Source organism: Methylomicrobium album BG8, from assembly GCF_000214275.2.
Classification (GTDB): domain Bacteria; phylum Pseudomonadota; class Gammaproteobacteria; order Methylococcales; family Methylomonadaceae; genus Methylomicrobium; species Methylomicrobium agile.
Genome location: NZ_CM001475.1, coordinates 89,419 through 112,815 on the forward strand (window position 1 = coordinate 89,419; position 23,397 = coordinate 112,815).

Consider the following 23,397-nt stretch of genomic DNA (forward strand, 5'->3'; position numbering starts at 1 on the left):
CCATGCAAAAAGTTCATATCACCGATGTTATTTTGCGCGATGCGCATCAATCCCTGATTGCGACGCGCCTGCGCACCGAAGACATGCTGCCCGCCTGCGCGATGCTCGACGCGATCGGCTACTGGTCGCTCGAATGCTGGGGAGGCGCGACGTTCGACGCCTGCCTGCGGTTTTTAAAGGAAGATCCCTGGGAGCGCCTCGCCAAACTGAAGGCCGCATTGCCGAAAACCCCGCTGCAGATGCTGCTGCGCGGACAGAACCTGCTCGGTTACCGGCATTATTCGGACGATGTGGTCAGAGCATTCGTACAGCGGGCCGCCGAAGCGGGCATGGACGTGTTCCGCATTTTCGATGCCTTGAACGACATTAGAAACCTCAAAACCGCGATCGAAGCGGTCAAGGCCAGCGGCAAGCATGCGCAGGGCACGATCTGCTACACGACCAGCCCGGCGCACGACACCGCAAGCTTCGTCGCGCTCGCGAAGGATCTGGCCCAACTCGGCTGCGCTTCGCTCGCGATCAAGGACATGGCGGGCCTTTTGACCCCTTACGCGACTTACGAGCTGGTCAAGGCGCTGAAGGATGCGGTCGACCTGCCCCTGCACCTGCATTCGCACGCGACTTCGGGGCTGGCCGAAATGTGCCAGTTGAAGGCGATCGAAGCCGGCTGCCGGCATATCGATACGGCCTTGTCGTCCTGGGCCGGCGGCACCAGTCACCCGCCGACCGAAAGCCTGGTGATCGCACTGAAAGGCACCTCCCACGACACCGGCCTGGATCTCGACCGGCTTCAGGAGGCGAACCGCTATTTTGCCGAAGTACGCAAGAAATACCGCCGCTTCGAGAGCGAATTCACCGGCATCGATACCCAGGTGCATATTTTTCAGGTTCCCGGCGGCATGATCTCGAATCTGGCCAACCAGTTGAAGGAACGCAACGCGCTGGACCGGATCGGCGAAGTTTACAAGGAGATTCCGTCGGTCAGGAAAGATTTGGGTTACCCGCCGCTGGTCACCCCGACCTCGCAGATCGTCGGCACCCAGGCGGTGCTGAACGTGCTGACCGGGAAGCGCTACGAATCGATCACCAATGAAGTCAAACGCTACCTGCAGGGCGGCTACGGCAAGGCGCCCGCGCCGGTCGATCCGGATTTGCAGAAACGCGCGATCGGCAGTGAAGAACCGATCGACTGCCGCCCGGCCGATCTGCTCAAGCCGGAACTCGACCATCTGCGCGAGGAAATCGGCCATCTCGCGCTGAACGACCGGGACGTGCTGAGCTATGCGATGTTTCCGGAAGTCGGCAAACAGTTTCTCGAACAACGCTCTTCCGGCAATCTGGTGCCGGAGCCGCTCGAAATCGAGCCGGCGGCCGAGAGCGGCATCAAAAAGGCGCCGACCGAATTCAACGTCGCACTGCACGGCGAGTCCTACCATGTCAAAGTGACCGGCGCCGGTCCGAAGAACCAGATGCTGCGCCATTTCTATTTCATGGTCGACGGCGTGCCGGAAGAGATCGTGGTCGAAACGCTGGATGAAATCGTACTGGAAGGCGGCACGCAAGGCGCGGTGCAAAGCAATATCGCCAGCAAACGCCGGCGCCCGACCGAACCCGGCGACGTCGGCGTACGGATGCCCTGCAATGTGCTGGAGGTTCCGGTCAAGGTCGGCCAGCGGGTCGAGGCCGGCCAGCCCGTGCTGGTCACCGAGGCGATGAAAATGGAAACCGAGGTCACCGCGCCGGTCGGCGGCATCGTCAAAGCCGTACACGTGGTCAAGGGCGAACCCGCCAACCCGGATGAAGTCCTGATCGAAATCCTACCCAATAATTGACTCAATGACCAAACCGATAATCGCGGACGATGCCGCGCTCGACCAAGCCGTTCATCTGCTGCGCCAGGGCCGCCTGGTCGCCTTTCCGACCGAAACCGTTTACGGCCTGGGCGCCGATGCCGCGAATGCGGAAGCGGTCGGCCGCATCTTTGCGGCCAAGGGACGCCCGGCGGATCATCCGTTGATCGTGCATATCAACGGCGCCGGCCGCCTGGACGACTGGGCCGAGTTCGTACCCGAGGCTGCCCGGCGCCTGGCCGAACGTTTCTGGCCCGGCCCGCTGGCGATCATTCTGAAAAAGCGGCCGCACGTGCCCGATGCGGTGACCGGCGGCCAGCCGACCGTCGGCCTGCGCGTGCCGGGCCATCCGGTCGCGCTGCGCCTGCTCGAAAAATTCGGCGGCGGCATTGCCGCTCCTTCCGCGAACCGTTTTTGCCGGATCAGTCCGACCACGGCCCGGCATGTCGAAGAAGAACTCGGCAATAGCGTCGATCTGATTCTCGACGGCGGCCCGTGCAAGGTCGGCGTCGAATCGACGATCGTCGACCTGAGCGGCGCCCGGCCGCGGCTGCTGCGGCCCGGTCGTATCAGCCGGGTTCAGATCGAAGAAGTGCTGGGAGTCGGCCTTGAGCTTGCCGCGAAAGCCGGGTCGCTCAATGTCCGTGCGCCCGGACTGATGGCGGTGCATTACGCACCCAGCACCACCGCGCTGTTATGCCCCAGCGGGGATATCTGGGAAACGCTGAGGCAACTGATTGCCCAAGGCCGCCGGGTCGGCCTGATCGCTTACCACCGCGCCGTGCTTCCTCCCGGTTTGGCCCATACCCTGCACATGCCTGCGGAAGCGTACGATTACGCCCAAGCGCTTTATGCCGCCCTGCGCGAAACGGATAATCTTGGCCTCGACATGATCGTAATCGAACAGCCTCCCGAAAGCGAGGCCTGGCATGCGGTGAACGACCGGCTGCGCAAGGCAACCGTGCCCGCCGGTTCGGCGATTCCCGGCTCGTAAGCCCGGTAAGCTCAAATTCCAAATAAGGTACGCGGAGCGTACCCTGCTCCAGGTCTTTCAATCTTCAGTATGGCCGACAATGTTTTCAATTTAGAAGCGGCGCTCGCCTTCGACCGCGGCCACATCTGGCACCCGTATACTTCGATGACTGCACCGGATCCGGTGTATCCGGTCGTCTCGGCGGACGGCGTCATGCTGAAACTGGCTGACGGGCGGGAACTGATCGACGGAATGTCGTCCTGGTGGGCGGCGATCCACGGCTACAACCACCCCCGCCTGAACGAAGCCGCCATCGAACAGCTCGGCAAAATGGCGCACGTGATGTTCGGCGGGCTGACTCACCCGGCCGCGATCGGGCTGGTCGAACGCCTGCTGGCCATTTGCCCGCGGGGGCTGGACAAGGTATTCTTCTGCGATTCGGGTTCGGTCAGCGTCGAGGTGGCGTTGAAAATGGCGCTGCAATACTGGCAGGCGCAGGGCAGGACCGAAAAACACCGCTTCATCGCGCTTAGCGGCGGCTATCACGGCGATACCTTCGGCGCGATGTCGGTCTGCGATCCGGTCACCGGGATGCATCACCTTTTCCGCTCGGTGCTGCCGAAACACTTTTTCGCTCCGCGTCCCGGCTGCCGTTTCGATCAAACCTGGAACCCCTGCGATGTGGAAGGCTTGGAAAAACTCTTCCAGGAACATGCCGGCGATTGCGCCGCGCTGATCCTCGAACCGGTCGTACAGGGTGCCGGCGGCATGTGGTTCTACCATCCCGACTATTTGAAGGCCGCGCGCGATCTCTGCGACCGCTACGATGTGCTGCTGATTGCGGATGAAATCGCGACCGGCTTCGGCCGCACCGGACGCCTCTTCGCCTGCGGGCATGCGGGCATCGCCCCCGACATCCTGTGCGTCGGCAAAGCCCTGACCGGCGGCTATCTGAGCCTGGCGGCGACCTTGTGCACGGCGGACATCGCCGAAACGATCTCGCACGGCGACGCCGGCTGCTTCATGCACGGCCCGACTTTCATGGGCAATCCCCTGGCCTGCAGCATCGCCGCGGCCAGCATCGACCTGCTGCTCGCTTCCGACTGGCAAAGCCGCATCGGCCGCATCGAATCCGGACTGAAAGAAGGCCTAACTCCATGCAGCGATTTGCCGGGAGTGGCCGACGTCAGAGTGCTCGGCGCGATCGGCGTGGTCGAAATGGCCGCGCCGGTCCCGTGCGCGGCCGTGCAGAAGCGGCTGATGGAACGCGGCGTCTGGCTCAGGCCTTTCGGCCGCCTGATCTATACGATGCCGCCTTACCTCATCAATGATGCCGAACTCGGCCATCTGGCCGGGGAGATATTTGCTGTGATCGAACAATTGGCGAAAATTGGCATTTGACGGCAATCACCCCTTACCTATCCCTCAAAGCGGCATAATTTTTTGCCGTTCTCGGTGCTGGTTCACTTCCACCGTCACATGAACCAATTCCGTATGGATGCCTAACAGTTTCCTGAAGTCGTCCGGCGTCGCCTCTTCTTGAACGGCAAGCGACAGGATGCAGGCGTACTTGCCTTTCCCGACACGCCAGACGTGCAGATCGGTAATTTCAGCCTTGACGGGGCTTGTCCCGATAACCTCGTGGATTTCGGCCACCACAGGCGCATCCATTTCAGCATCGAGCAGTACGCGTCCGGTGTCATGCAGCAATCCATACGCCCATATAATAATGAGAGCGGCCCCCACCATGCCCATTACCGGGTCGAGCCAATTCGCTCCCCAACGTTTGCCGCCAAACAACGCCAGCATAGCGAGCATCGAGGTCGCCGCGTCGGACAGGACATGTACATAAGCCGCACGCAGATTCAAGTCGTGATGAGGGTGAGCGTGATCTTCGTGCTCATGGCGATGGCCGTGATCGTGATGATGGGTATGACCATCTTTCAGCAGCCATGCACAAACCAGGTTGACCAATAAACCAACCCCGGCAATCGCGATGGCTTGATCGTAGTGAATCGGCGTCGGGGCGACGAGGCGTTCAATCGACTGGTAGAGCATCAGCCCGGCGACGCCTACGAGGCAAATGGCGCTGGTGTACCCGCCCAGCACTTCGATTTTCCACGTACCGAAGGCAAAGCGCTTATCGCGGGCAAAGCGTCGTGCCGCCCCGTAAGCCAGCACCGAGAGACCCAGCGCCAAGGCATGCGAACTCATGTGCCAACCGTCGGCCAGCAGCGCCATCGAGTTGAAGGTCCATCCCCCGGCGATCTCGGCAGCCATCATGACAGAGGTCAATACGAGAGCCCCGCGTGTGTTCCTCTCGGCCAGCGGATTGCCCTCGTCGAAGACGTGGGTGTGGCGCCAGGCATCAACAGAAGCGGAAATTGGCATTTGACAGTACCTTTTGTCTAAATTCGATATACTATACTCCAGTATATTTTATTGCCAAGCAAAAAGGCCGCCATGCCCCATACCATCAAAGGTAAGAAACCCTTGTTGACCCGCGTTCGACGCATTAAGGGCCAGGCCGAGGCGCTGGAAAGGGCACTGGAACAGGAGACGGAATGTTCGGCAGTGCTGCAGCAGATCGCCGCGATCCGGGGTGCCGTGAACGGATTGATGGCCGAGGTGCTGGAAGGGCACATCCGCGAACACCTTGGCGCGGATGACTTACCTCCGAAGCAGCGGAGCGAGGATGTGGAACAGGTGGTTGCCGTGCTGCGTTCCTACCTCAGGTAAGGCTTAACGCACGATTTTTCCGGACTCCGTGGCCCCCCGTGCGAAACGGCTGACCGTTCGGCTTCCGGCCAGCCTGAATCAAACCGGAACCTGGCCTGACTTCAACGCTTCCAGCATTTTCTCTTTAGGCAAATAAATTGTGAAAAGGCAATCTTGTGCGGGGTGATTCTATCGATCTTCAATAAATGCTGAATTTGCATAACCCCGTCGAGTCTTGATTGACGACCCGTAAAGCTCGTGCAAATCCCTACTTTGATTCTTAATGTAGCCGTATCGAAGCTTTGTTGTTTCCTCCGTCCAGGTTGATCAGCAATGCCCTAGCCAAACGCTCCGGATCGGAAGTTGTAATTAGAACCAGGCGGCTGCGTCTATCCTGGTTCGGACGTTCCGGCAAGGGCGCTGGTGGGTACAAGTGACCGGCGACGGCATGCACCGCTGAGGGTGTAGAGCACTCGGGGAAATAAACCACCCCTTTGATTCGAACTAAATCGTCGGGATGGTTTATCAACAAGGTTTGTAAAACGGTGTTTAGATGCGGCCAGCTTGGCGCGTGTTCCAGATAGAGCGATACGCTGCGGAAGCCATGTTCCGGCAAGGCATTGCCATCGGGAATACGCCTGAAAGCGGGGGGGACGTAGCAATGCAAAGCGGAGACTTCAAATAGGTCTAGCGCAGCCGTCAGCGTTGGAATTGCCGGTGCCTGAATGTTCAGGTATTCAATCAGTTCCGCCTGTTCGTTCGAATCGGCCAGATCGGCGTGAGTCAGTAGCAACAGATCGGCCCAGGCCATTTGCGCACGGGCTTCGGCGTGACGTTCCAGTTGGGCAATGGCTGACGGAATCGCCAGCGTGGTAATGATTTGTTGCAAATGGTAGCGTTTGGACAACCAGGGTTCGCGCAGCAGCGTGTCCAATATGGGTTCCGGGCTGGCGACACCGCTGGTCTCGATAATGATGCGTTCGAAAGGCTTGGTTGCGGCATTATTCCAAGCCATCCACAAGTTCTTCAAAGTCGGCGCCAACGCGCCCTTGATCTGGCAACACAAGCAACCGCCCGATAGTACCGCCATCGGAATGTCCCGACTTTGCAGCAAATCCTGATCGATCGGCGTGGCGCCGAACTCGTTGATCAGCACCGCCGTCTTCACGCCGTCCGTCAACAAGCGGTTCAGCAACGTGGTCTTGCCGCTACCCAGAAAGCCGGTCAGAACGATGACCGGGATTTTGTTTGGAATCATCGATATCTCGAAAATGTTGCTGTGAAACACGCCAAGGCACCAGCAAAATATAACTTGTACACTTTATCCCCGTATCTAAACGTCGGCATCGACATGGCAGGCCATCAACGCTTTTAGTATCTGCTGCTTGGGTAAATTGCGGCCGATGAACACCAGTTGAGTTTCACGCTCTTCCTTCTCGGCCCACGGCAGACCTTGACTGTCGCCCATCAGCATATGCACTCCCTGAAACAGGATTTTGTTTGGACTGCCGGCAAGATTGAGTATGCCTTTGTAGCGCAATAAATCCTTGCCGAAGGCGCCGATAATGATGTCCAGAAAGTGCATGAAGCGAGCCGAGTCCAAAGGTTGTTTCGAACGGTACACCATTGAACTGATGTCATCGTCATGTTCATGGCTGACGTCCTGCAAAAAATCCGGTTCTATTTTCAGAATGTCTTCGAGGTTGAAACCGCCTATATCCAGAATATCCGGTAATTCGGTTTCACCGAAATGTACGCGTTTGATCGGTGCCCTGGGGTTCATGGCGTGCAATCGGCTTTCCAGTTCGGCGATGATTTCCGGTTCCGCAAGGTCGGTTTTGGACAACAAAATGCGATCGGCAAAACCCACTTGTTCCTGCGCTTCATGGTGATCGGCCAGTTGCCGGTGAGCATGGACGGCATCGACCACGGTAATGACAGCATCCAGTTGATAATATTCGGCGATGTCCTGATCGACGAAAAAAGTCTGCGCCACGGGCGCCGGATCGGCCAGACCGGTGGTTTCGATGATCACCCGTTCGAAGCCGGCCTCACCGTTCTCCCTGCGCTCCGACAATTCACCGAGAATACGCACCAGATCACCGCGCACGGTACAGCAGATGCAACCATTGTTCATTTCAACGATTTGCTCGTCGGCTTGTACCAGCAGTTCGTTGTCGATGCCGGTTTCGCCGAATTCGTTTTCGATCACGGCAATGCGTTTGCCGTGGTGTTCGGTCAGAATGCGGTTCAGCAGCGTGGTTTTACCGGCGCCGAGAAAGCCGGTCAAAATGGTGACCGGTACCGGGTAGTTGAGTTTTGGGCTTGCGTTCATCTTGAATCTCCTGAAGGAACAGGGGTTAGCGTTGGCTGGACAGCGATTCGCTATCCGGCTGTGGCGCACTGATCACCACGACTTGTTCGCCGCGCACGGCGTGATAAAAACAACTGGAACGCCGGGTATGGCAGGCTGGCCCCTGTTGATCGACCAGCAACAGCAGCGTATCGCCGTCGCAATCGATGCGCAGTTCCTTGAGAGTTTGATGATGGCCGGAGGTCTCGCCTTTTCGCCATAGCCTCCGCCGTGAGCGCGACCAGTAACAAACCCGGCCGGTACTCAATGTTTCCAGGATAGCCTCGCGGTTCATCCAGGCCAGCATCAATACCTCGCCGCTATCGGATTGTTGCGCAATGGCCGGCAACAGGCCGTCGGCGTTGAAGGGTAATTCAGCCAATACGGCGTCCCAGGACAGGCTGTCCCCAACGGCCAGGGTTTCCGCATGCTTGAACAGCTTCATTTCACCCGCTCGATCAGCGCATAAGCCGAGTGGTTGTGAATCGATTCGAAGTTTTCCGATTCCACCGTGTAGGCGCCAATACGCGGATCGGCGTCCAAACGGGCCGCAACGTCGCGCACCATGTCCTCGACGAATTTCGGATGGTCGTAAGCATATTCGGTGACGTATTTTTCGTCCGGCCGCTTCAACAGGCCATAAACCGGCGACGAGGCTTCGGACTCGACCAGCGCGATCAATTCTTCCAACCAGATGAATTCCCGCGTGCCGGCCGTCACGGTGACGTGCGAGCGCTGGTTGTGAGCGCCGCGCTCGGAGATTTCCTTGGAGCACGGGCACAAGCTGGTCACCGGCACGACGATCTTGACCTTGGTGCGACAACCTTGCGCGTCGATTTCGCCGATGAAGCTGACCTGATAATCCAACAGGCTACGCACGCCGCTCACCGGCGCGGCTTTTTCGATAAAGTACGGAAAACGCATGTCGATGTAGCCGGATTCGGCTTCCAGCCGCGCCAACATTTCTTGCAGCATGGTCGAGAACGAGGCGATGCTGATCTCCCGGTCATGGCTATTCAAAATTTCCACGAAGCGCGACATGTGGGTGCCCTTGAAGTCGTGCGGCAAATTCACGTACATGTCGAAACGGGCGACGGTGTGTTGTTCGCCGCCGCTTTTATCCCGCACCCGCACCGGATGCAGGATGTCCTTGATGCCGACCTTGTCGATCGCAATGCGGCGGGTATCCGTACGGCCCTGGATGTCTTCGATGGTGCAGGTTTTCATGCGGCGACCTCGGTGTAACGGACGCAGGCGGTGTCGGTTTCCCATAGCGTCACGGCATTGACTTTGACATGCGTGCTGTTCAGGGCGGCCGACAACTGGCGGAAAAACCAGGCCGCCAAGTTTTCGGCGGTGGGGTTGATGCGGTCGAAGGGTTCGATGTCGTTGAGAAAACGGTGATCCAGGCTATCGGCCAATTGCCGGGTTGCCGCCTTGATGGCTTTGAAATCGATGGCAATGCCGATGTCATTCAGTACCCTGGCTTGTACTTCGGTTTCGACTTTCCAGTTATGCCCATGCAGACGGCGGCAATCGCCGGGATAATCGCGCAAGGCATGCGCCGAGCAAAATTGGGCGTGGACTTTCAGGGTATAGAGGCCGCAGGTTGGCTGGGTTTGTACAGAGCGAGTCATGGGTTTTCGAGGTGGCCTGTTTGTTTACCGGATAGGGATGAAAGGTATTGGTTTTGTAGGGCCAGTTCGGCCACGGCTTGCGCCAACAGCAGAGTTTGTTGACGCCCCCCGTGCAACCAGCGCAGCGTGACTTGGCCGTCTTGCATCTCCCGTTGGCCGACCACGATCAACAGCGGTACTTTAGCCACACTGTGTTCGCGGATCTTGTAGCCGATTTTTTCGTTGCGTAAATCGCTTTCCACCGTCAAACCGGCGTGGCTTAAGCGGTCGGCGACGGCCAGCGCATAGGCTTCGGTTGGTTCGCTGATGGGCGCAACCACAATTTGCAGCGGCACCAGCCAGAACGGCAGCCAGCCGGCGTAATGCTCCAGCAAAATGCCGGTAAAGCGCTCCAGCGAACCGAACAAGGCCCGATGCAGCATCACCGGGGTTTGCTTGTTGCCGTCGGCGTCGATATAGCTGGCTCCCAAGCGGCCCGGCAGATTCAAATCGACTTGCAAGGTACCGCATTGCCAATCGCGCCCCACCGCATCGCGCAGTACGAATTCCAGTTTCGGCCCGTAAAATGCGCCCTCGCCGGGGTTATGCGTGTACGGTAGACCGCTGGCTTGCATGGCTTGAATCAAGGCCTGTTCGGCCTGATCCCAAACCGCGTCGCTGCCGACCCGCTGTAGCGGGCGGTCGGAGAATTTGATGCGAATGTCATGAAAACCGAAGTCGCGATAGATGCTTAAAATCAGCTCGCAGATGGCCAGGCTTTCCTGGGTAATCTGCTGCTCGCTGCAAAAGACATGGGCGTCGTCCTGGGTGAAGGAACGCACCCGCATCAAGCCGTGCAAGGCGCCGGAAGGTTCATAACGATGCACCTTGCCGAACTCCGCCAACCGTAGCGGCAATTGCCGATAACTACGCAACCCCTGTTTGAATACCTGTACGCCGCCGGGACAGTTCATCGGCTTGAGCGCGAAAACCCGCTCATCCGGGGTTCGGGTGGTAAACATGTGTTCACCGAATTTTTCCCAATGGCCGGAGGCCTGCCACAGGCCAATGTCCATCACATCCGGGGTGTTGATTTCCTGATAGCCTGCCGCCGTTTGCCGTTGCCGCAAGTAATCGATCAAGCGCTGGAACAAACGCCAACCTTTGGGATGCCAAAATACCGAGCCGGGCGCCTGCTCCTGGAAATGAAACAAATCCATGTCCCGCCCCAGACGGCGATGATCGCGCAGTTCCGCTTCCTCCAGTTGTTTGAGATGGCTATCCAGCTCGGTTTGCGTCGGCCACACCGTACCGTAGATACGTTGCAGCATGGGCTGGCAGTGGTCGCCGCGCCAATAGGCGCCTGCCAGCTTGAGCAATTTGAAGGCGAGTCCGATTTGCCCGGTATCCTCGCCGTGCGGGCCACGACAGAGGTCGGTGAATTCGCCTTGCCGATAGACGCTGATGGTTTCGCCTTCCGGGATCGTGGCCAGCAACGCTTGTTTAAAGCGTTCGCCTGCCGCGGCGAAAAAAGCATCGGCTTGGGCACGGCTCCATGCTTCCCGCCGAATGGGTTCGCGGCGGCCAACGATCTCGCGCATGCGCTGTTCGATCGCCGGCAGTTCGTCGGCCGTCAACGGCCGCGGAAACGCAAAATCATAATAAAAGCCCTGTTCGATGGCCGGGCCGATGGCGACTTGCGCGGCCGGATACAATTCCTTGACGGCTTGCGCCAACAGGTGGGCGCAGTCGTGGCGTAAGGTTTCCAGGTCGGTTTCGATGGCGGATTGATTGGCTTGCATGGCGAAAATTAAAGCGCTGCGATGTGACGAAAACGCGGCTGTTTGAGGCCATCGAAATCGGCGTCGTTGACCCCGTATTGGCTGAGTTTCAAACTGTAAAAAAGGTCGAAATGCTGCTTGACGGTGCGGGTGATGCCGGCGTCGTAAACCGGGGTGACGGTTTGCGCCAAGCCGGCTGGGCGCTCGATCACGACGCCGTCCTGCACCACCAGCCGGCCGTTTTTGAACAGCAACGCGACGTCGGCAAACATGGCCCGGTAATCGATACGAGTGCCGGCGCTTTGGCCGGATCGCTTACGCGGATCGTAAACGGCGATGTCGGCCACGGCGCCGGGAGCGAGATGGCCACGGTCGTCGAGGCCCAGCAGTTTGGCGGCAGAGGAACGGGTCATCGTGGCAATTTCATCTAAAGTCAATTCGCGTTTCAGACCCGGCAATAGGGTGAGCGCCAACGCTTCCTGATTTAGCCGCGCCATGCATTCCTGCCGATAGTCGGCGTCCATCAGCAGCCGCAGCAGTTCCGGGTAGGCCGTGAATGGTGCGCCATTGGGGTGATCGGTGGTGAAAAACAGTCGTTCCGGTGCTTCGGCCAGCAAAAACAGTTCCAAACCAATTGCCCATTGCAGCGTGTTGACGAAGCTGGCCTCGCGGTAGCGGTACGGCACCACGCCGCCCGAGCCTTCGGTTTCGGCGTCCCAGATCACGTATTTACCGGGGCTGGCATCGCTGTGGCGGCTGTATTGGGCGATCACGTCGCCGGAGATGGTGACGGTCTGGCCGAACAAGACCTGGCCGACGTCCATGGTGATGTTGGGATGGCGGTTGAAGGCTTCCAGCAGCTTGGCCGCCGCCGAGGAAAAACCTTTGGCGCCTTCGCTGCCATAGGCGTAAAACTGCACGTGGGCCAGATGCATCGGCAGGCCTTGCGCGGCGTCCATCGTCGCGACGAGGGTCTCGACATTGCCCGGAATGCCGAGATTGTTGCAATGCACGTGCACCGGATGCGGCACGCCGAGCTGATAAACGGCGGTTTGCAAGGTTTGCAGGATTTGCCGGGAACTGAGGCCGTAATCCGGCACCACGTCGTCCAGGCCGAATTGGCGGGCATTCGACTTGAAAGCATTGGCACCGCCGGCATTGATGACTTTCAAACCCAGGGCACGCGTGGCGTTCAGGGTCCAGGCCACGTAATCGTTGACTTGGTTTTGGCCGGCCTTCGCCCGCATCAATCTCAACAACAAATCGTCGTTGCCCAGAATCGCCAGCGCGGCGGTGTCGATGATCGGGATGTCGGCCATTTGCAGATGCACGTCCAGCGCGTTGACCGGCAGCATCGCCGGCTCGACCACGGTGGTATAGCCCATGCGCGCATAGCGGTAGCCGGTGTCGGTTGTCGACCATTTGGCTGTGGTAAACGACTGATTTAAACGCCGGGCCATATGGTTGCGGTGCTGCTCGGGCAATAACAACCGGGCGGTGTTGACGTTGCCGCCGGCGATGTGGCTGTGGATGTCGATGCCGCCGGCCATCACGATCAGGCCGGTCAAGTCGTACACTGCGTCGAAACGGGCTGCCGGGCCGGGATCGGCGACGATGATACCGTCTTGAATGAACAGGTCGTGCGTTTCGCCATGTAAATTTTGGGTCGGATCGTAAATGGAACCGTTATGCAGTTTGATGCGCATGAGATCGTAGATTATGGAATCGGCTTACAACATATCCAAGGTCAGCAGCAACCGGCGCGGTTGCGCGTCAGCCGGCATCGGCGAGCGGTGCGCCAAGCCGCGGCCCTCATTGCCCTCCCAATGTTCGCCTTTCATCAAGCCCACCGCAAAGACCGGCATTTGCTTAATCGCGGCCGGATCGGTCATCAGGCCGGATTGGGCGTCGGGTTGACCGCCACTGCCCATGCCCAGCTTGGAACGGTCCAGCGCATTTTCGGGCAGCCATTCGGTGCCGCTGCCGCCGTAGCTGCAAATCATCCTGGCGGCGACCGAATCGACATGAAAACGCGGGCACATCGCCTTGTCCAGCGTGCGCAGCCGCAAACCGGCTTCGCGCCGGCCGAACAATTCGCAGAAAGCGCCGGCCAATAACGCAATATCGGCTGTCCAGGATTGGTAACCGGGAATTCCTGCGGCCTCCGGCCAGATCAGGGAAAAATCGAAACACCGGGGATCGACCGGCCGGCTGGTTTCGAGACGGATGTTAGCGTCGAGCGCAGTATGGGCGAAAACTTCGATGTCTTCCGGCAACGGTCGTCGGATCAAGCACAGATTGACGTCATCCTCATAGATACGCGCCAAATCGGCCATGCAATCGGACACGACAGTCTTGGGCGTCGGCCGGCGTTTGACGGGATGATACGGGCCATTCAGCAAGTGCGGCGATAGGTCGGGTTGCGCAAAGGGCACACGGGCAAACATGGTGGACTCCTTAAGGGCTTAACAGGGTGTGTTCGAATGAAACGATCGCTTGCATAAAACCGATGCCAAGGGCGAATGCAGCGCTCTGGCCGCCCAGGTGGCGAAAGCTGGAACGCTCGTGCAGAACAGGGATCAGGTCGGACGCGGCGATATAGATAAAACCGCCGGCGGCAATCGGCAGCAGCACGATCAGCGAGGATTCCGCGGCCTGACTGAGCAGCAACGTGAACAGCGCGCCGGGCAGGACGCTCAGCGAGCAATAAAAGTTGTACAGCACCGCTTGCCGGGGCCGGTAACCGCCGCGCAGCAACGCGCCGACGTCTCCGAGTTCCTGCGGCACTTCGTGCGCGATGATCGCCACAGTCGTCGTCAGGCCGACCAGGGGATCGGCCAGAAAGCTGCCGGCAATCAGGATGCCGTCGACGAAGTTATGGATCGCGTCGCCGATCAAATTCATTTTCGCCAAGGGTAGAATCTCGCTGCTGCTTGGCTGGGTATCGACGTTGTGGTCGTGGCGCCAGCGCACCAGTTTTTCCAGTACGAAAAAGCCGAATACGCCAACCAACACGGTCAGACACACGTTGCTGACCGAGCCGCGGCGCGCGACGGCGTCCGGGATCACATGGATGAAGGCGTCACCGAGCAGAACACCGACCGCCAATGCCACCAGAAACGGCACCATGCGCTTCAAAGTGTCAGGGGGCAGCCACAGTGCGAAGGCGCTGGACAGCGAACATAAGCTCACGGCCAGGCAGGCGGCGATCGTCGGCAAGGCGACATTCATATCCGTTGTGTCTCTTGTGTTTGGAGGGAACGGTAGGCGTGGTGCGAGCTGTAGATGAAATTGGCCAGCCGCTTCGGCAACACATAGGAGACGAGGTGGACCAGCATCAAGCCCAGCACGGCCGCAAATAAGAAGGACAGCGCGCGCTTGTGGGTTTTGTCGTCCAGCAACGGGATGACGATACCCAGGATAATCAGCACTTCGCCGCCAATCAGGTGCAGATAGGTATCGACGTCAACCATTGCCGAACCATTGCGGAAAATCATCCCGATAGCCGCGCCAAACGGCCGGGCCGGCCGCTAGTTCAGCATCGGTCAGCAGGCAAACATCCAGTTCGCGGCGAACTTGATCGGCATCGACGTTCTGGCCGATAAATACCAGCTCCTGCCGGCAATCGCCATAGGGTTCCAGCCACTGCGCGCGAATATCCGCCAAATACGCCTCGGGCCATTCCTCCTTCGGCACCGACGCCCACCAACGTCCGGCCAAACCGTGGTGCATGATGCCGCCGGCCTGCGACCAGTTGCCGGCATGTTCCGGGCGTGAGGCCAGCCAGAAAAACCCTTTGGAGCGCAGCAGTGTACCGTTGTCCCATTCGCCTTCGTGCAGGAGCCGGTAAAAACGTTCCGGATGAAACGGCCGGCGCGCGCTGTAAACGAAACTGCCGATGCCGTACTCCTCGGTCTCCGGCGTATGTTCGCCGCGCAATTCCTTCAGCCAGCCCGGTGCTTGCTCGGCTTTTTCGAAATCGAACAAGCCAGTGCTCAGGACCTTTGCCAAGTCGACTTGGCCCATCACCATCGGGATGATGTCTGTCTCCGGATTCAGGCTGCGTAAGATCGCCTTCAGATTGGCGAGTTCGTCCATGCTGACCAGGTCGATCTTGGAAATTAAAATGACATTGGCGAATTCGATCTGGTCGACCAGCAGGTCGGCGATGTTCCGCTCGTCCTCCTCCCCCCCCAATGCCTCGCCCGCTTCCTTCAGACTCAAGGCTTCCTGATAATTGTGCAGGAAATTGACCGCATCGACCACGGTAACGAGAGTATCCAATCGAGCTACGTCGGACAGGCTGACCCCGTGCTCGTCGCGGAAAGTAAAGGTTTCGGCGATCGGCAGCGGTTCGGCAATGCCGGTGGATTCGATGACCAGATAATCGAAGCGGCCTTCCCTGGCCAGATTGCCGACCTCGGCCAGCAAGTCCTCGCGCAGGGTGCAGCAGATACACCCGTTGCTCATTTCGACCAGTTTTTCCTGGCCGCGATTCAGTTGCACCTCGTTTTTGACCAGCGCGGCGTCGATATTGACTTCGCTCATGTCGTTGACGATCACCGCCACCCGGCGGTTCTCCCGGTTGCCGAGGATGTGGTTCAGCAAAGTAGTCTTGCCCGCGCCCAGGAAACCGGACAGCACCGTCACGGGGAGTTTGTCGGTATGCGTGTGATTCGAGTCGATCATTGTAATGTTATATTATAACAATTGTACATTCAAAAAAAGGCGCGGTTCGAGGCGCGCCCGGTCGAAATGATGCCGATCAATAACTCAAACGGAATCCGATCTCCGCGCCCCGTCCCGCTTCCGGCGCGAAATTGCGCAGGTACGAGGTCGAATTGCGGATGTTCTGATCGAGCAGGTTGCTGCCTTTCGCAAACAGCAGCAGCTTGGCGTCCTTGTAAGCCTTCAGTTGATAGTTGACTCCGACGTTGAGCAGGAAATAGCCGGCGGTGGACGTTTCGAAGTCGCCGGCATGCGGCTGGTCGTCCGCGCGCGTGAAGCGCAAATAACTGGCCAGCTTTTCCCGGTTGTAGTCCAACTGCAGTCCGTAACGCAACGGCGGCATGCGCGGCACGTCGCCGCCGTTCACGAATTCGCCGCGCGTGTAATCGCTGAACAAGGTCAACTCCACTAGACCGTTGCGGTTTTCCATCAGCGGGAAAATCAGTTTCGCTTCGTAGCCTTTGAAGATGGCGTCAGATTGGTTGCTGAGCACCATCGGTTTGCAATCCACGGCACAAGGGTTGCCGTCTTCGTCGACGAATTCGCCTGTGCGGGCTTGATAAATGTAATCGCTGGCCCAGTTGTGGAATAAATCCAGTTCCGCTCGCATCCAGTCATTTCGGAAACGGTAGCCCAAGTCCAGGTTGTAGGATGTCTCCTCTTTCAGGCTTAAACTGCCTCGCTCGTAGCTGCGGGTAGCATCGTGGTATCCGTCGGACAACAATTCCTGCACGTTGGGCGCGCGCGACGAACGCGTAATCGCCAGATTCAGGCTGTTGCGTTTATCGATTTTCCACAGCGCCGAAGCCGAGGCGCTGACCGGCGTATAGCTCAGACTGTCATGACCGTCAGGACGGACGTCGGTTTGCTCGACTCGCACGCCGAACTGGTAAGTCAACGGGCCTGCCTCAAACGTTTCGACACCGAATACACCATAACTGCTGATGTCCGAGCGCGGCACGATACTTTCGCCAGTCAGTTTTTCCGTAGCATGGAAATCACTGGACTGCGCTTGAAATCCAACCGTACCGCGCAAGGGTCCAATGTCGTTATGGTCCAGCTCCAGGCGGCCTTCGTAGGTCTTGTTGGTGAAAAACGCCCCCGGCTCGCCGTTGGCGATTTCGGTATGCTGGTAATCGGTATAACCCAAGCGGCTACGCACGCTTTTAACGAACGGCAACGGGTTGGCCAACTCGCTTTTGAAGTCGTATTTGTTCTGGCGCATTGCGATCCGCACGGTCTCTTCGCCGGTGCCGTCCGGCGCGATGCCGTAGTTGTTATTGATATTGTTGATCGAGGCGCCGGCAAAGCCGTTGTCGCCAATCCACGACAAACCGGCGGAACCGCTAATGGCTTCGGCGCCGGTGTTATTCAAATAGCCTTTCGGATTGTCGACTACATCCAGCGATGGATCGGTAATTGCCACTTTGGCGGTATCGATGCCGCTGCCGCCAATGTCCAGATTGTTGCGGTGGCGGTAGAAGCCGTCCACATGGTAGGCAAGATGATCTTTGCTGCCTTCGACTTTCATCACCGTGCTGGTTTCGTCGCTGGTCGAGTCGAAGCGTTGTTCCAAGGCTGCATTCAGGGCTTTGTCGAAGGCTCGGCCCGGAATCCGATTGTCGATCACGTTGACCACACCGCCGATCGCGCCGCTGCCGTACAATAGCGTGGCCGGCCCGCGCAACACTTCGATCCGTTCGGCCAGCAACGGTTCGACGCTGGTGGCGTGGTCGGGGCTGATCGCGGATGCATCGTTGCTGCCGATGCCGTTATTCAAGACTCGCACCCTGGGACCGGCTTGGCCGCGAATCACCGGCGTGCCGACGCCCGGCCCGAACGACTGGCTGGTGATGCCCAATTCGTTTTTCAGCGTTTCGCCGATGCTGTGGCCGGTCTTCATGCGCAATTCTTCGTCGCTCAAGACGGTAACCGGCATTGCGCTGTCGGAGAGTTTCAACTGCAGCGGCGAGGTAACAATGATCGGATCCAGTTCAACGGCCGGTTGCTGTTCCGCTTGCACGGGCAAAGCAAGACTGCCGGATGCGGCAAGTAAAATTAGTAGCTTATGTTTCGGCATCATATTTAATATGAATGTTATATCATTACATTTTTCAAACGAAAAAATGAGGAGCAGAATTAGCGAACGGAGGCGCATTTGACGCAAAGACCGTGAATTTCAACCGCCTGATATTGGTGCACGAAGCCCGCTTGCCGCAACTCTTGGACGATCGCATCCATCACGCGCTCCGCGGTTCTTTCTTCAACTTCGTGGCATTGCGTGCAGGTCAACAGCAATTGCTCGTGCTTGCGATCGGCATGGCTGCAGCCGATATAAGCATTCAAACTTTCCACTTTATGGATCAAGCCTTGTTCCAGCAAAAAATCCAAGGCGCGGTAAACGGTGGTAGGCTTGGCGCTACTCGAATTCAGCTTTACTTTATCCAGCAAATCATAGGCTTTTACGGCGCGATGACTTTCCCATATCAGCTCCAGTATTTGCTTTCGAATTTCCGTAAAACGGACTCCTCGCTGCTGGCAAAGCAGCGAGGCCGTCCGAATGGCGGATTGACGACAATCATGATGATCATGATTGGGTAAACGTTGCATCGAAGAGAGTGCCGAAGTAGAGAGAGTATTTACAGTTGTCATGATGATCGATAATGCCATGAATTATGTTATAATATAACATCACATACAAAAGCAAGACAAGCTCGTTTTTAATCAACGGATAATCCCATCGCAATAGAAGACTGGCGATGTCTTCTATTGCGATGGGCCAGACGTTCGGATTGTTGGCTAATGGCGAAAAATGGCCGTTTCACATGGGGCAGAATTTCCCTATCGTTTTCGCACGAAACGTCAAAGCCATTAGGGTTTGTTCGAAGCATGAATCGAGCGAATGCCCCTTCTCGCATTTCATTTGAGCGATCGTACGCGTTTTCCCGGCTATTTCTATGAATCCAAGAAACGCTGCCGGGCGCGAACCGGCTGGACCCTCTTCCAGAACCCGCATGTAGCGGCGCTATGGTCGAAAAATTCAGCTTCGCATCATTCAAGGACCCGTTACCCCGACCGGCATGAACATACTTCCGTCAAACCTGGACTAAAATAATAGTCTTGCAGGATTTTTGAAAAATTATCGTTTCCGGTATTCGATTAATCACAACTACGCAGAAGGCAAACCATAATGGCTACAGTATTGGTAACGGGCGCAAGCCGCGGTCTGGGATTGGAATTTTGTAAACAATACGCGGCGGAAGGCTGGGAGGTATTGGCCTGTTGCCGGCAACCGGAAAAGGCCGATAAACTGGCCGGCATCGCGAATGTGCGGCTGCTGTCCCTGGATGTGGCCGATTTTGCCCGGATAGACAGTCTGGCAAAGGAAATCAGGGAGACTCCGATCGATGTACTGATCAACAATGCGGGCATCTACGGCGATATTTCCGGCCACGGCTTCGGGCAACTGGACTATGCGGCCTGGGCCAAAACCTTGCTGATCAATACGCAGGCGCCGGTCAAAATGGCCGAAGCCTTTCTGCCGCATCTGCAGCGCGGCAAGCTGAAAAGGCTCGTGACGGTCAGCAGCCAGATGGCCAGTATCGCCGACAACGGCAGCGGCGGCAGCATTCTGTACCGGACCAGCAAGGCCGCCCTGAATGCCGGGATGAAGAGCCTATCGATCGATTTGAAAGACCTCGGCATCGGGGTACTCATTCTGCATCCGGGCTGGGTCAAGACCGACATGGGCGGGCCCAACGCGCTGATCGACGCGGAACTGAGCGTGAGCGGAATGCGTCGGGTCATTGCGGATTCGACGCTTCGGGACAGCGGCAGTTTCTTGAAATACGACGGCTCGATTCTGCCTTGGTAATGCCGGGAATGGTGAGGTACGGCTCATTCCGGTATTCGGCGGAAATATAAGTCTCGTTTGAAGCCAGGAACATTCGCTGTCATGGCCGTGTCATAAAGTTAACTTATACTTGACTTGTATTATTATCAATCGATAAGGTCGCGTCATGATACGAAAATTAACCCCATCCAAGAGCAAAGCGTCTTCGGCCTCCGTATGGCGGGATTTCGATGAAATCAGCGAAAGCTTCGACTTGGCCCTGAGCCCGGAAGTGATCGGCTGGTTCCGCGAGCAAAACGGCAATGTTCAGGCCCGCAAGCGCGCGGTGAACCGTTGCGAACTGGACGAATATGAATTGTCCTTGAGGTAGCCTGTAGTCTGCTTCTCTTTTGGCGTGCTGCCAATTGCCGCAGCCCGGTTGCAGTTTCCTCCTAGCTGATCGGTTCCGGGCTGCGGTTTCTTCAAATCGAATGTCTGCCTAGTGGCAGGCATTCAAGTTCGGTGCGCGCTTTTGTACCTTCCGAAATTTGATACAATCGGCGATCATTTCTTCTTCTTTCTCTCGCCATGCCTCACCGCAATCATCAAGTTATCCGGATCATTCAAACCTCCGCCGTTAAGGAACTGTCCCGAGCCCAAAAGCAGTTCAACAACCTGCTCAAGAAAATCGAGGCGCAGAAACAGGCGCTGCTCGAATGGCAGGAAACCCTGCCGCTGTACAATCAAAAAATCGCCAGCGAATACCAGACGCTTTGGGACAGCTACAACAGTCACCGCGTCGACATGGTCTATCTGCTGGACCGCGCCTACGGCGAAAAACTTTTCACTAAAAGCGATAAAGCCAAAATCAGGCACATCCTGACCGAATTGGCCGAGCAGCTGATTCTCGAACACGGCAAAGACGAGTTGAAGGAACTGTACAACAAACACGTCGGCGACGATATCGATGCGGCGCAGGAAGAAGCCGATGCGATGGCGGCGGAATTGATGAAATCGATGATGGGCGGCATGTTCGGGATCGAAATCGGGGACGAAGTGGACGTCAGTTCCCCGGAAAAAATGCAGGCCTTCCTGCATGAAAAAATGCGGGAAGCCGAGGCCGAACAGGCCGAAAAGCAGCGGCAGGCCGAGGAAAAACGGGGCAAGCGCAAAAAGACGCAAAAACAGCTCGACAAAGAAGCCAAAAAACAGCAGGAAGAGCAAAACATCAGCCAGTCGATCCGCGAAGTGTACCGCAAGCTGGCCGCCGCTTTGCACCCCGACCGCGAGCCGGACGCCGAGGAACGTGGGCGCAAAACCAAGCTGATGCAGCGCGTCAATGCCGCCTACGAAAAAAAGAATTTATTGCAGCTCTTGGAGCTTCAGCTCGAAGCCGAGCAGATCGACCAGGAACACCTGAACAATATCGCCGAAGACCGGCTGAAATATTTCATCAAGGTATTGAAAGAACAACTGTCCGAGCTGGAACAGGAAGTCTTGGGTTACGAGCAGGAATTCAACGGGCGAATGGGGCGGCCGTTTTATGCCCGGCTCAGCCCGAAGACGATGATGATGGCATTGGAGCAGGATATCGGCTCGCTCCGCCGCGACATCGGCAAACTGAAAGAGGAAATCGGAATTTTTCGGAACTCGGCCGCGCTGAAAGCCTTTTTGAAATCCTACAAAATTCCGAAAAAACGGCCGGCGGATGACTTTGACGATTTTCTCGGCGGTTTCCTGCATCCGGACAGTTTCCGCTAAAAACCGGGTCATGCATCGCCGCGTTTGCCGCCCAGTTGTAGGGTACGCTGTGCGTACCATTGGAGGGTGAAAAGGTACGCACAGCGTACCCTACAGCGGTTTGTGCATAACCCAGGCTGGCAAGGGGAAGATCATTCATCGTCCCGCTTGACGTCCAGAACCGGCTCGCCGGCTGCATCCTCGGAAAGGATGAACAGGATCGGCCGGCAGCAGACCGAGCAGTCTTCATAATAACGCTGGGGTCCTGCCGAAGTGTCGACCCGCACGTCGAGCGGTTCGCCGCAATAGGGGCAATCGATCATGATTTCGTCGGGTTCCTGCATCGTCATACCTTGATCAGGAGATGGTCGAGCCAGGCGGCAGGCAAGAGCCGCTTCAGCGTGCCGAACAGATAGGTCGGAAAAGTCACGTAATAGCGGATTTTCGGCCGTTTCGCTTCGAGCGCATGCACGACTTTTTCGGCGACCGCCTCGGCCGGCAGCGTGAAAGGCACCGCCGCGCCTTCTTTCTGCAGGCGCGCTTCCATCGCCCGGTATTTATCGCGATGAGCGCTGTGTTCGGCATCGATATTTCGTTTATATAGCGCGAACGAATTTTCCCGGAATCGGCTCAGGATCGGGCCCGGTTCGATTAGCGAAATGGCGATGCCGGTGCCGCGAAGCTCCAGGCGCAAGGTATCGGCCAGCCCTTCGAGCGCAAACTTGCTCGCATTGTAAGCGCCGCGGTAGGTCAGCGCGACCAGGCCCAAAACCGAGCTGTTGTAGATGATCCGGCCATAGCCCTGGCGGCGCATCGCCGGAATGATTAAGTTGGTCAGTTCGTGCGTGCCGAACAGGTTGGTTTCGAACTGGAAACGCAGCACTTCCCGGCTCAAGTCCTCCACCGCGCCGGGCTGGCCGAAAGCGCCGTTATTGAACAGCGCGTCCAAGCTGCCGCCGGTCGATTCGAGCGTTTGTTCGACCGCCAGCCTGATGCTGCCGCTGTCGGCCAGATCGAGCCGCAGCGCGGTAAAGCCCTCCGCCTGCAGGCGGGCAACATCGTCAGCTTTGCGCGCGGTCGCAATAACCGTATGGCCGCGATCTTTCAATACTTTTGCAGTCGTGTAGCCGATACCGGTCGAACAGCCGGTAATCAGGATCGTTTTCGCTGAATTCATCGGATTAAAGAGACTTGATTTCCTGTTCGGTTAAATAAAATTTTTTGCCGGTGCTGCAATCGACCAGAAACACCAGCGCATCTTGCGTGCTTTTGCCGTTCAATTCGACCGACTCGACCCGGCCGCACTGATTGGACGCGAGGGCTTTTTCGGCCGCGGCACGCCGTAAACGCTCGATCTCGGGCAGGCGCTCGGCAAAGTTTTTGACCGGAGACGGCAGTTGTTCAGGATCGTAGGGTGGGATCGCAAAGGCCGAGTATTTTAACGGGTTATTCTTGATCAGGAACTGATTTTTTGCGCTTTCGTTCTTCGCTTCCTGTTTCAGCCTGGCCTGCTTTTTTTCTTCCTCCTGCTGCGCGTCCAGTTTTGCCTGTTCCTGTTCGTCTTGCATTTGCCGTTCCTTCTGTTCCCGATCCAGATCCCGCTTTATACCGGTTTTGAGGTCGATTTCTACATTGCTCTGTCCCGTAGCACAGGGATTGGCCTTGTAAACGATTCTACCGGCTTCGTCGGTGCATTTGTAAACGCCCGCGCCGGCCGCGAGCGAAAACAGGATGCCGAATAAAATAACGATGAGTTTCATGGTGTTCCGCCTGTCCGACAATAAAATAGACATTGAGTATAGGCCA

The 23,397-nt window shown here is 57.5% G+C and carries 24 protein-coding genes; 7 read left to right on the plus strand and 17 right to left on the minus strand.

Annotated elements, in window-relative coordinates; all coding sequences use genetic code 11:
• Window positions 1-2: 2 nt before the first annotated feature.
• The 3 genes from oadA (at window position 3) to bioA (ending at window position 4,224) form a co-directional block, all read left to right on the plus strand.
• Window positions 3-1,832, plus strand: a complete 1,830-nt coding sequence (gene oadA, locus METAL_RS00430) for a sodium-extruding oxaloacetate decarboxylase subunit alpha (RefSeq protein WP_005368528.1) — start codon at window positions 3-5, stop codon at window positions 1,830-1,832.
• 4 nt (window positions 1,833-1,836) lie between these two features.
• On the plus strand, window positions 1,837-2,844 hold the full coding sequence (locus tag METAL_RS00435; RefSeq protein WP_005368529.1) for an L-threonylcarbamoyladenylate synthase: 1,008 nt from the start codon (window positions 1,837-1,839) through the stop codon (window positions 2,842-2,844).
• A gap of 69 nt (window positions 2,845-2,913) precedes the next feature.
• Window positions 2,914-4,224, plus strand: coding sequence for an adenosylmethionine--8-amino-7-oxononanoate transaminase (gene bioA, locus METAL_RS00440; RefSeq protein ID WP_005368531.1), 1,311 nt, complete (start codon window positions 2,914-2,916; stop codon window positions 4,222-4,224).
• Window positions 4,225-4,248: 24 nt separating this feature from the next.
• Here the strand turns inward: bioA and dmeF are convergent, their stop codons facing one another.
• Window positions 4,249-5,214 carry a CDF family Co(II)/Ni(II) efflux transporter DmeF gene (gene dmeF, locus METAL_RS00445; RefSeq protein WP_005368533.1) on the minus strand — a complete coding sequence of 322 codons (966 nt, stop codon included), beginning with the start codon at window positions 5,212-5,214 and terminating at the stop codon, window positions 4,249-4,251.
• 72 nt (window positions 5,215-5,286) lie between these two features.
• Between dmeF and METAL_RS00450 the strand changes: the two genes are divergently transcribed.
• On the plus strand, window positions 5,287-5,562 hold the full coding sequence (locus METAL_RS00450; protein ID WP_005368535.1) for a metal/formaldehyde-sensitive transcriptional repressor: 276 nt from the start codon (window positions 5,287-5,289) through the stop codon (window positions 5,560-5,562).
• A 259-nt stretch (window positions 5,563-5,821) separates the two neighbouring features.
• Here METAL_RS00450 and METAL_RS00455 read toward each other — a convergent pair whose 3' ends face one another.
• From METAL_RS00455 to METAL_RS00515, 13 genes are all read right to left on the minus strand, one after another.
• Window positions 5,822-6,799 carry a CobW family GTP-binding protein gene (locus tag METAL_RS00455; protein WP_005368537.1) on the minus strand — a complete coding sequence of 326 codons (978 nt, stop codon included), beginning with the start codon at window positions 6,797-6,799 and terminating at the stop codon, window positions 5,822-5,824.
• Window positions 6,800-6,874: 75 nt separating this feature from the next.
• A complete protein-coding gene (locus METAL_RS00460) occupies window positions 6,875-7,876 on the minus strand; it encodes a CobW family GTP-binding protein (RefSeq protein WP_005368539.1) in 1,002 nt (333 codons plus the stop codon).
• A 25-nt stretch (window positions 7,877-7,901) separates the two neighbouring features.
• Window positions 7,902-8,339 carry a phosphoribosyl-AMP cyclohydrolase gene (gene hisI / locus METAL_RS00465; protein ID WP_005368541.1) on the minus strand — a complete coding sequence of 146 codons (438 nt, stop codon included), beginning with the start codon at window positions 8,337-8,339 and terminating at the stop codon, window positions 7,902-7,904.
• On the minus strand, window positions 8,336-9,121 hold the full coding sequence (folE2, locus tag METAL_RS00470) for a GTP cyclohydrolase FolE2 (RefSeq protein ID WP_005368543.1): 786 nt from the start codon (window positions 9,119-9,121) through the stop codon (window positions 8,336-8,338). Before folE2 ends, hisI begins: the two co-directional genes overlap by 4 nt.
• Window positions 9,118-9,531 carry a 6-carboxytetrahydropterin synthase QueD gene (gene queD, locus METAL_RS00475; RefSeq protein WP_005368545.1) on the minus strand — a complete coding sequence of 138 codons (414 nt, stop codon included), beginning with the start codon at window positions 9,529-9,531 and terminating at the stop codon, window positions 9,118-9,120. The genes folE2 and queD overlap by 4 nt, the downstream gene beginning before the upstream one ends.
• Complete coding sequence (gene thrS, locus METAL_RS00480) at window positions 9,528-11,312, minus strand: threonine--tRNA ligase (protein ID WP_005368547.1); 1,785 nt, start codon at window positions 11,310-11,312, stop codon at window positions 9,528-9,530. The genes queD and thrS overlap by 4 nt, the downstream gene beginning before the upstream one ends.
• A gap of 8 nt (window positions 11,313-11,320) precedes the next feature.
• Window positions 11,321-12,997 (minus strand): formylmethanofuran dehydrogenase subunit A, encoded by a 1,677-nt coding sequence (locus tag METAL_RS00485; RefSeq protein WP_005368549.1) that lies wholly within the window; start codon window positions 12,995-12,997, stop codon window positions 11,321-11,323.
• A 24-nt stretch (window positions 12,998-13,021) separates the two neighbouring features.
• Window positions 13,022-13,738, minus strand: a complete 717-nt coding sequence (locus tag METAL_RS00490) for a DUF1826 domain-containing protein (RefSeq protein WP_005368551.1) — start codon at window positions 13,736-13,738, stop codon at window positions 13,022-13,024.
• 10 nt (window positions 13,739-13,748) lie between these two features.
• Entirely contained in the window at window positions 13,749-14,522 is a 774-nt protein-coding gene (locus METAL_RS00495) for a ZIP family metal transporter (RefSeq protein WP_005368553.1), read from the minus strand.
• Window positions 14,519-14,764: a hypothetical protein gene (locus METAL_RS00500; protein WP_005368555.1), complete on the minus strand. Its 246-nt coding sequence runs from the start codon at window positions 14,762-14,764 to the stop codon at window positions 14,519-14,521. The genes METAL_RS00495 and METAL_RS00500 overlap by 4 nt, the downstream gene beginning before the upstream one ends.
• Complete coding sequence (zigA, locus tag METAL_RS00505; RefSeq protein ID WP_005368557.1) at window positions 14,757-15,980, minus strand: zinc metallochaperone GTPase ZigA; 1,224 nt, start codon at window positions 15,978-15,980, stop codon at window positions 14,757-14,759. The genes METAL_RS00500 and zigA overlap by 8 nt, the downstream gene beginning before the upstream one ends.
• Window positions 15,981-16,056: 76 nt before the next feature.
• Window positions 16,057-18,102, minus strand: a complete 2,046-nt coding sequence (locus METAL_RS00510) for a TonB-dependent receptor (RefSeq protein ID WP_005368559.1) — start codon at window positions 18,100-18,102, stop codon at window positions 16,057-16,059.
• Between the two features lie 56 nt (window positions 18,103-18,158).
• Complete coding sequence (locus METAL_RS00515; protein ID WP_005368560.1) at window positions 18,159-18,629, minus strand: transcriptional repressor; 471 nt, start codon at window positions 18,627-18,629, stop codon at window positions 18,159-18,161.
• A gap of 580 nt (window positions 18,630-19,209) precedes the next feature.
• Here METAL_RS00515 and METAL_RS00525 point away from each other — a divergent pair.
• The 3 genes from METAL_RS00525 (at window position 19,210) to METAL_RS00535 (ending at window position 21,612) form a co-directional block, all read left to right on the plus strand.
• The gene (locus METAL_RS00525; protein WP_005368562.1) at window positions 19,210-19,893 is read left to right on the plus strand and encodes an SDR family oxidoreductase; all 684 of its coding nucleotides are present in this window, start codon (window positions 19,210-19,212) and stop codon (window positions 19,891-19,893) included.
• A 145-nt stretch (window positions 19,894-20,038) separates the two neighbouring features.
• Complete coding sequence (locus METAL_RS00530; protein ID WP_005368564.1) at window positions 20,039-20,242, plus strand: hypothetical protein; 204 nt, start codon at window positions 20,039-20,041, stop codon at window positions 20,240-20,242.
• 197 nt (window positions 20,243-20,439) lie between these two features.
• Entirely contained in the window at window positions 20,440-21,612 is a 1,173-nt protein-coding gene (locus tag METAL_RS00535; RefSeq protein ID WP_005368566.1) for a coiled-coil domain-containing protein, read from the plus strand.
• A 131-nt stretch (window positions 21,613-21,743) separates the two neighbouring features.
• On the opposite strand, the gene METAL_RS00540 is transcribed toward METAL_RS00535, so the two are convergent.
• The 3 genes from METAL_RS00540 to METAL_RS00550 are packed head-to-tail and all read right to left on the minus strand — an operon-like array spanning window position 21,744 to window position 23,351.
• Window positions 21,744-21,935 (minus strand): CPXCG motif-containing cysteine-rich protein, encoded by a 192-nt coding sequence (locus METAL_RS00540; protein ID WP_031430385.1) that lies wholly within the window; start codon window positions 21,933-21,935, stop codon window positions 21,744-21,746.
• Between the two features lie 2 nt (window positions 21,936-21,937).
• Window positions 21,938-22,768, minus strand: coding sequence for an SDR family oxidoreductase (locus METAL_RS00545; RefSeq protein ID WP_005368570.1), 831 nt, complete (start codon window positions 22,766-22,768; stop codon window positions 21,938-21,940).
• 4 nt (window positions 22,769-22,772) lie between these two features.
• Window positions 22,773-23,351: a DUF4124 domain-containing protein gene (locus METAL_RS00550; protein WP_005368572.1), complete on the minus strand. Its 579-nt coding sequence runs from the start codon at window positions 23,349-23,351 to the stop codon at window positions 22,773-22,775.
• Between the last annotated feature and the right edge of the window lie 46 nt (window positions 23,352-23,397).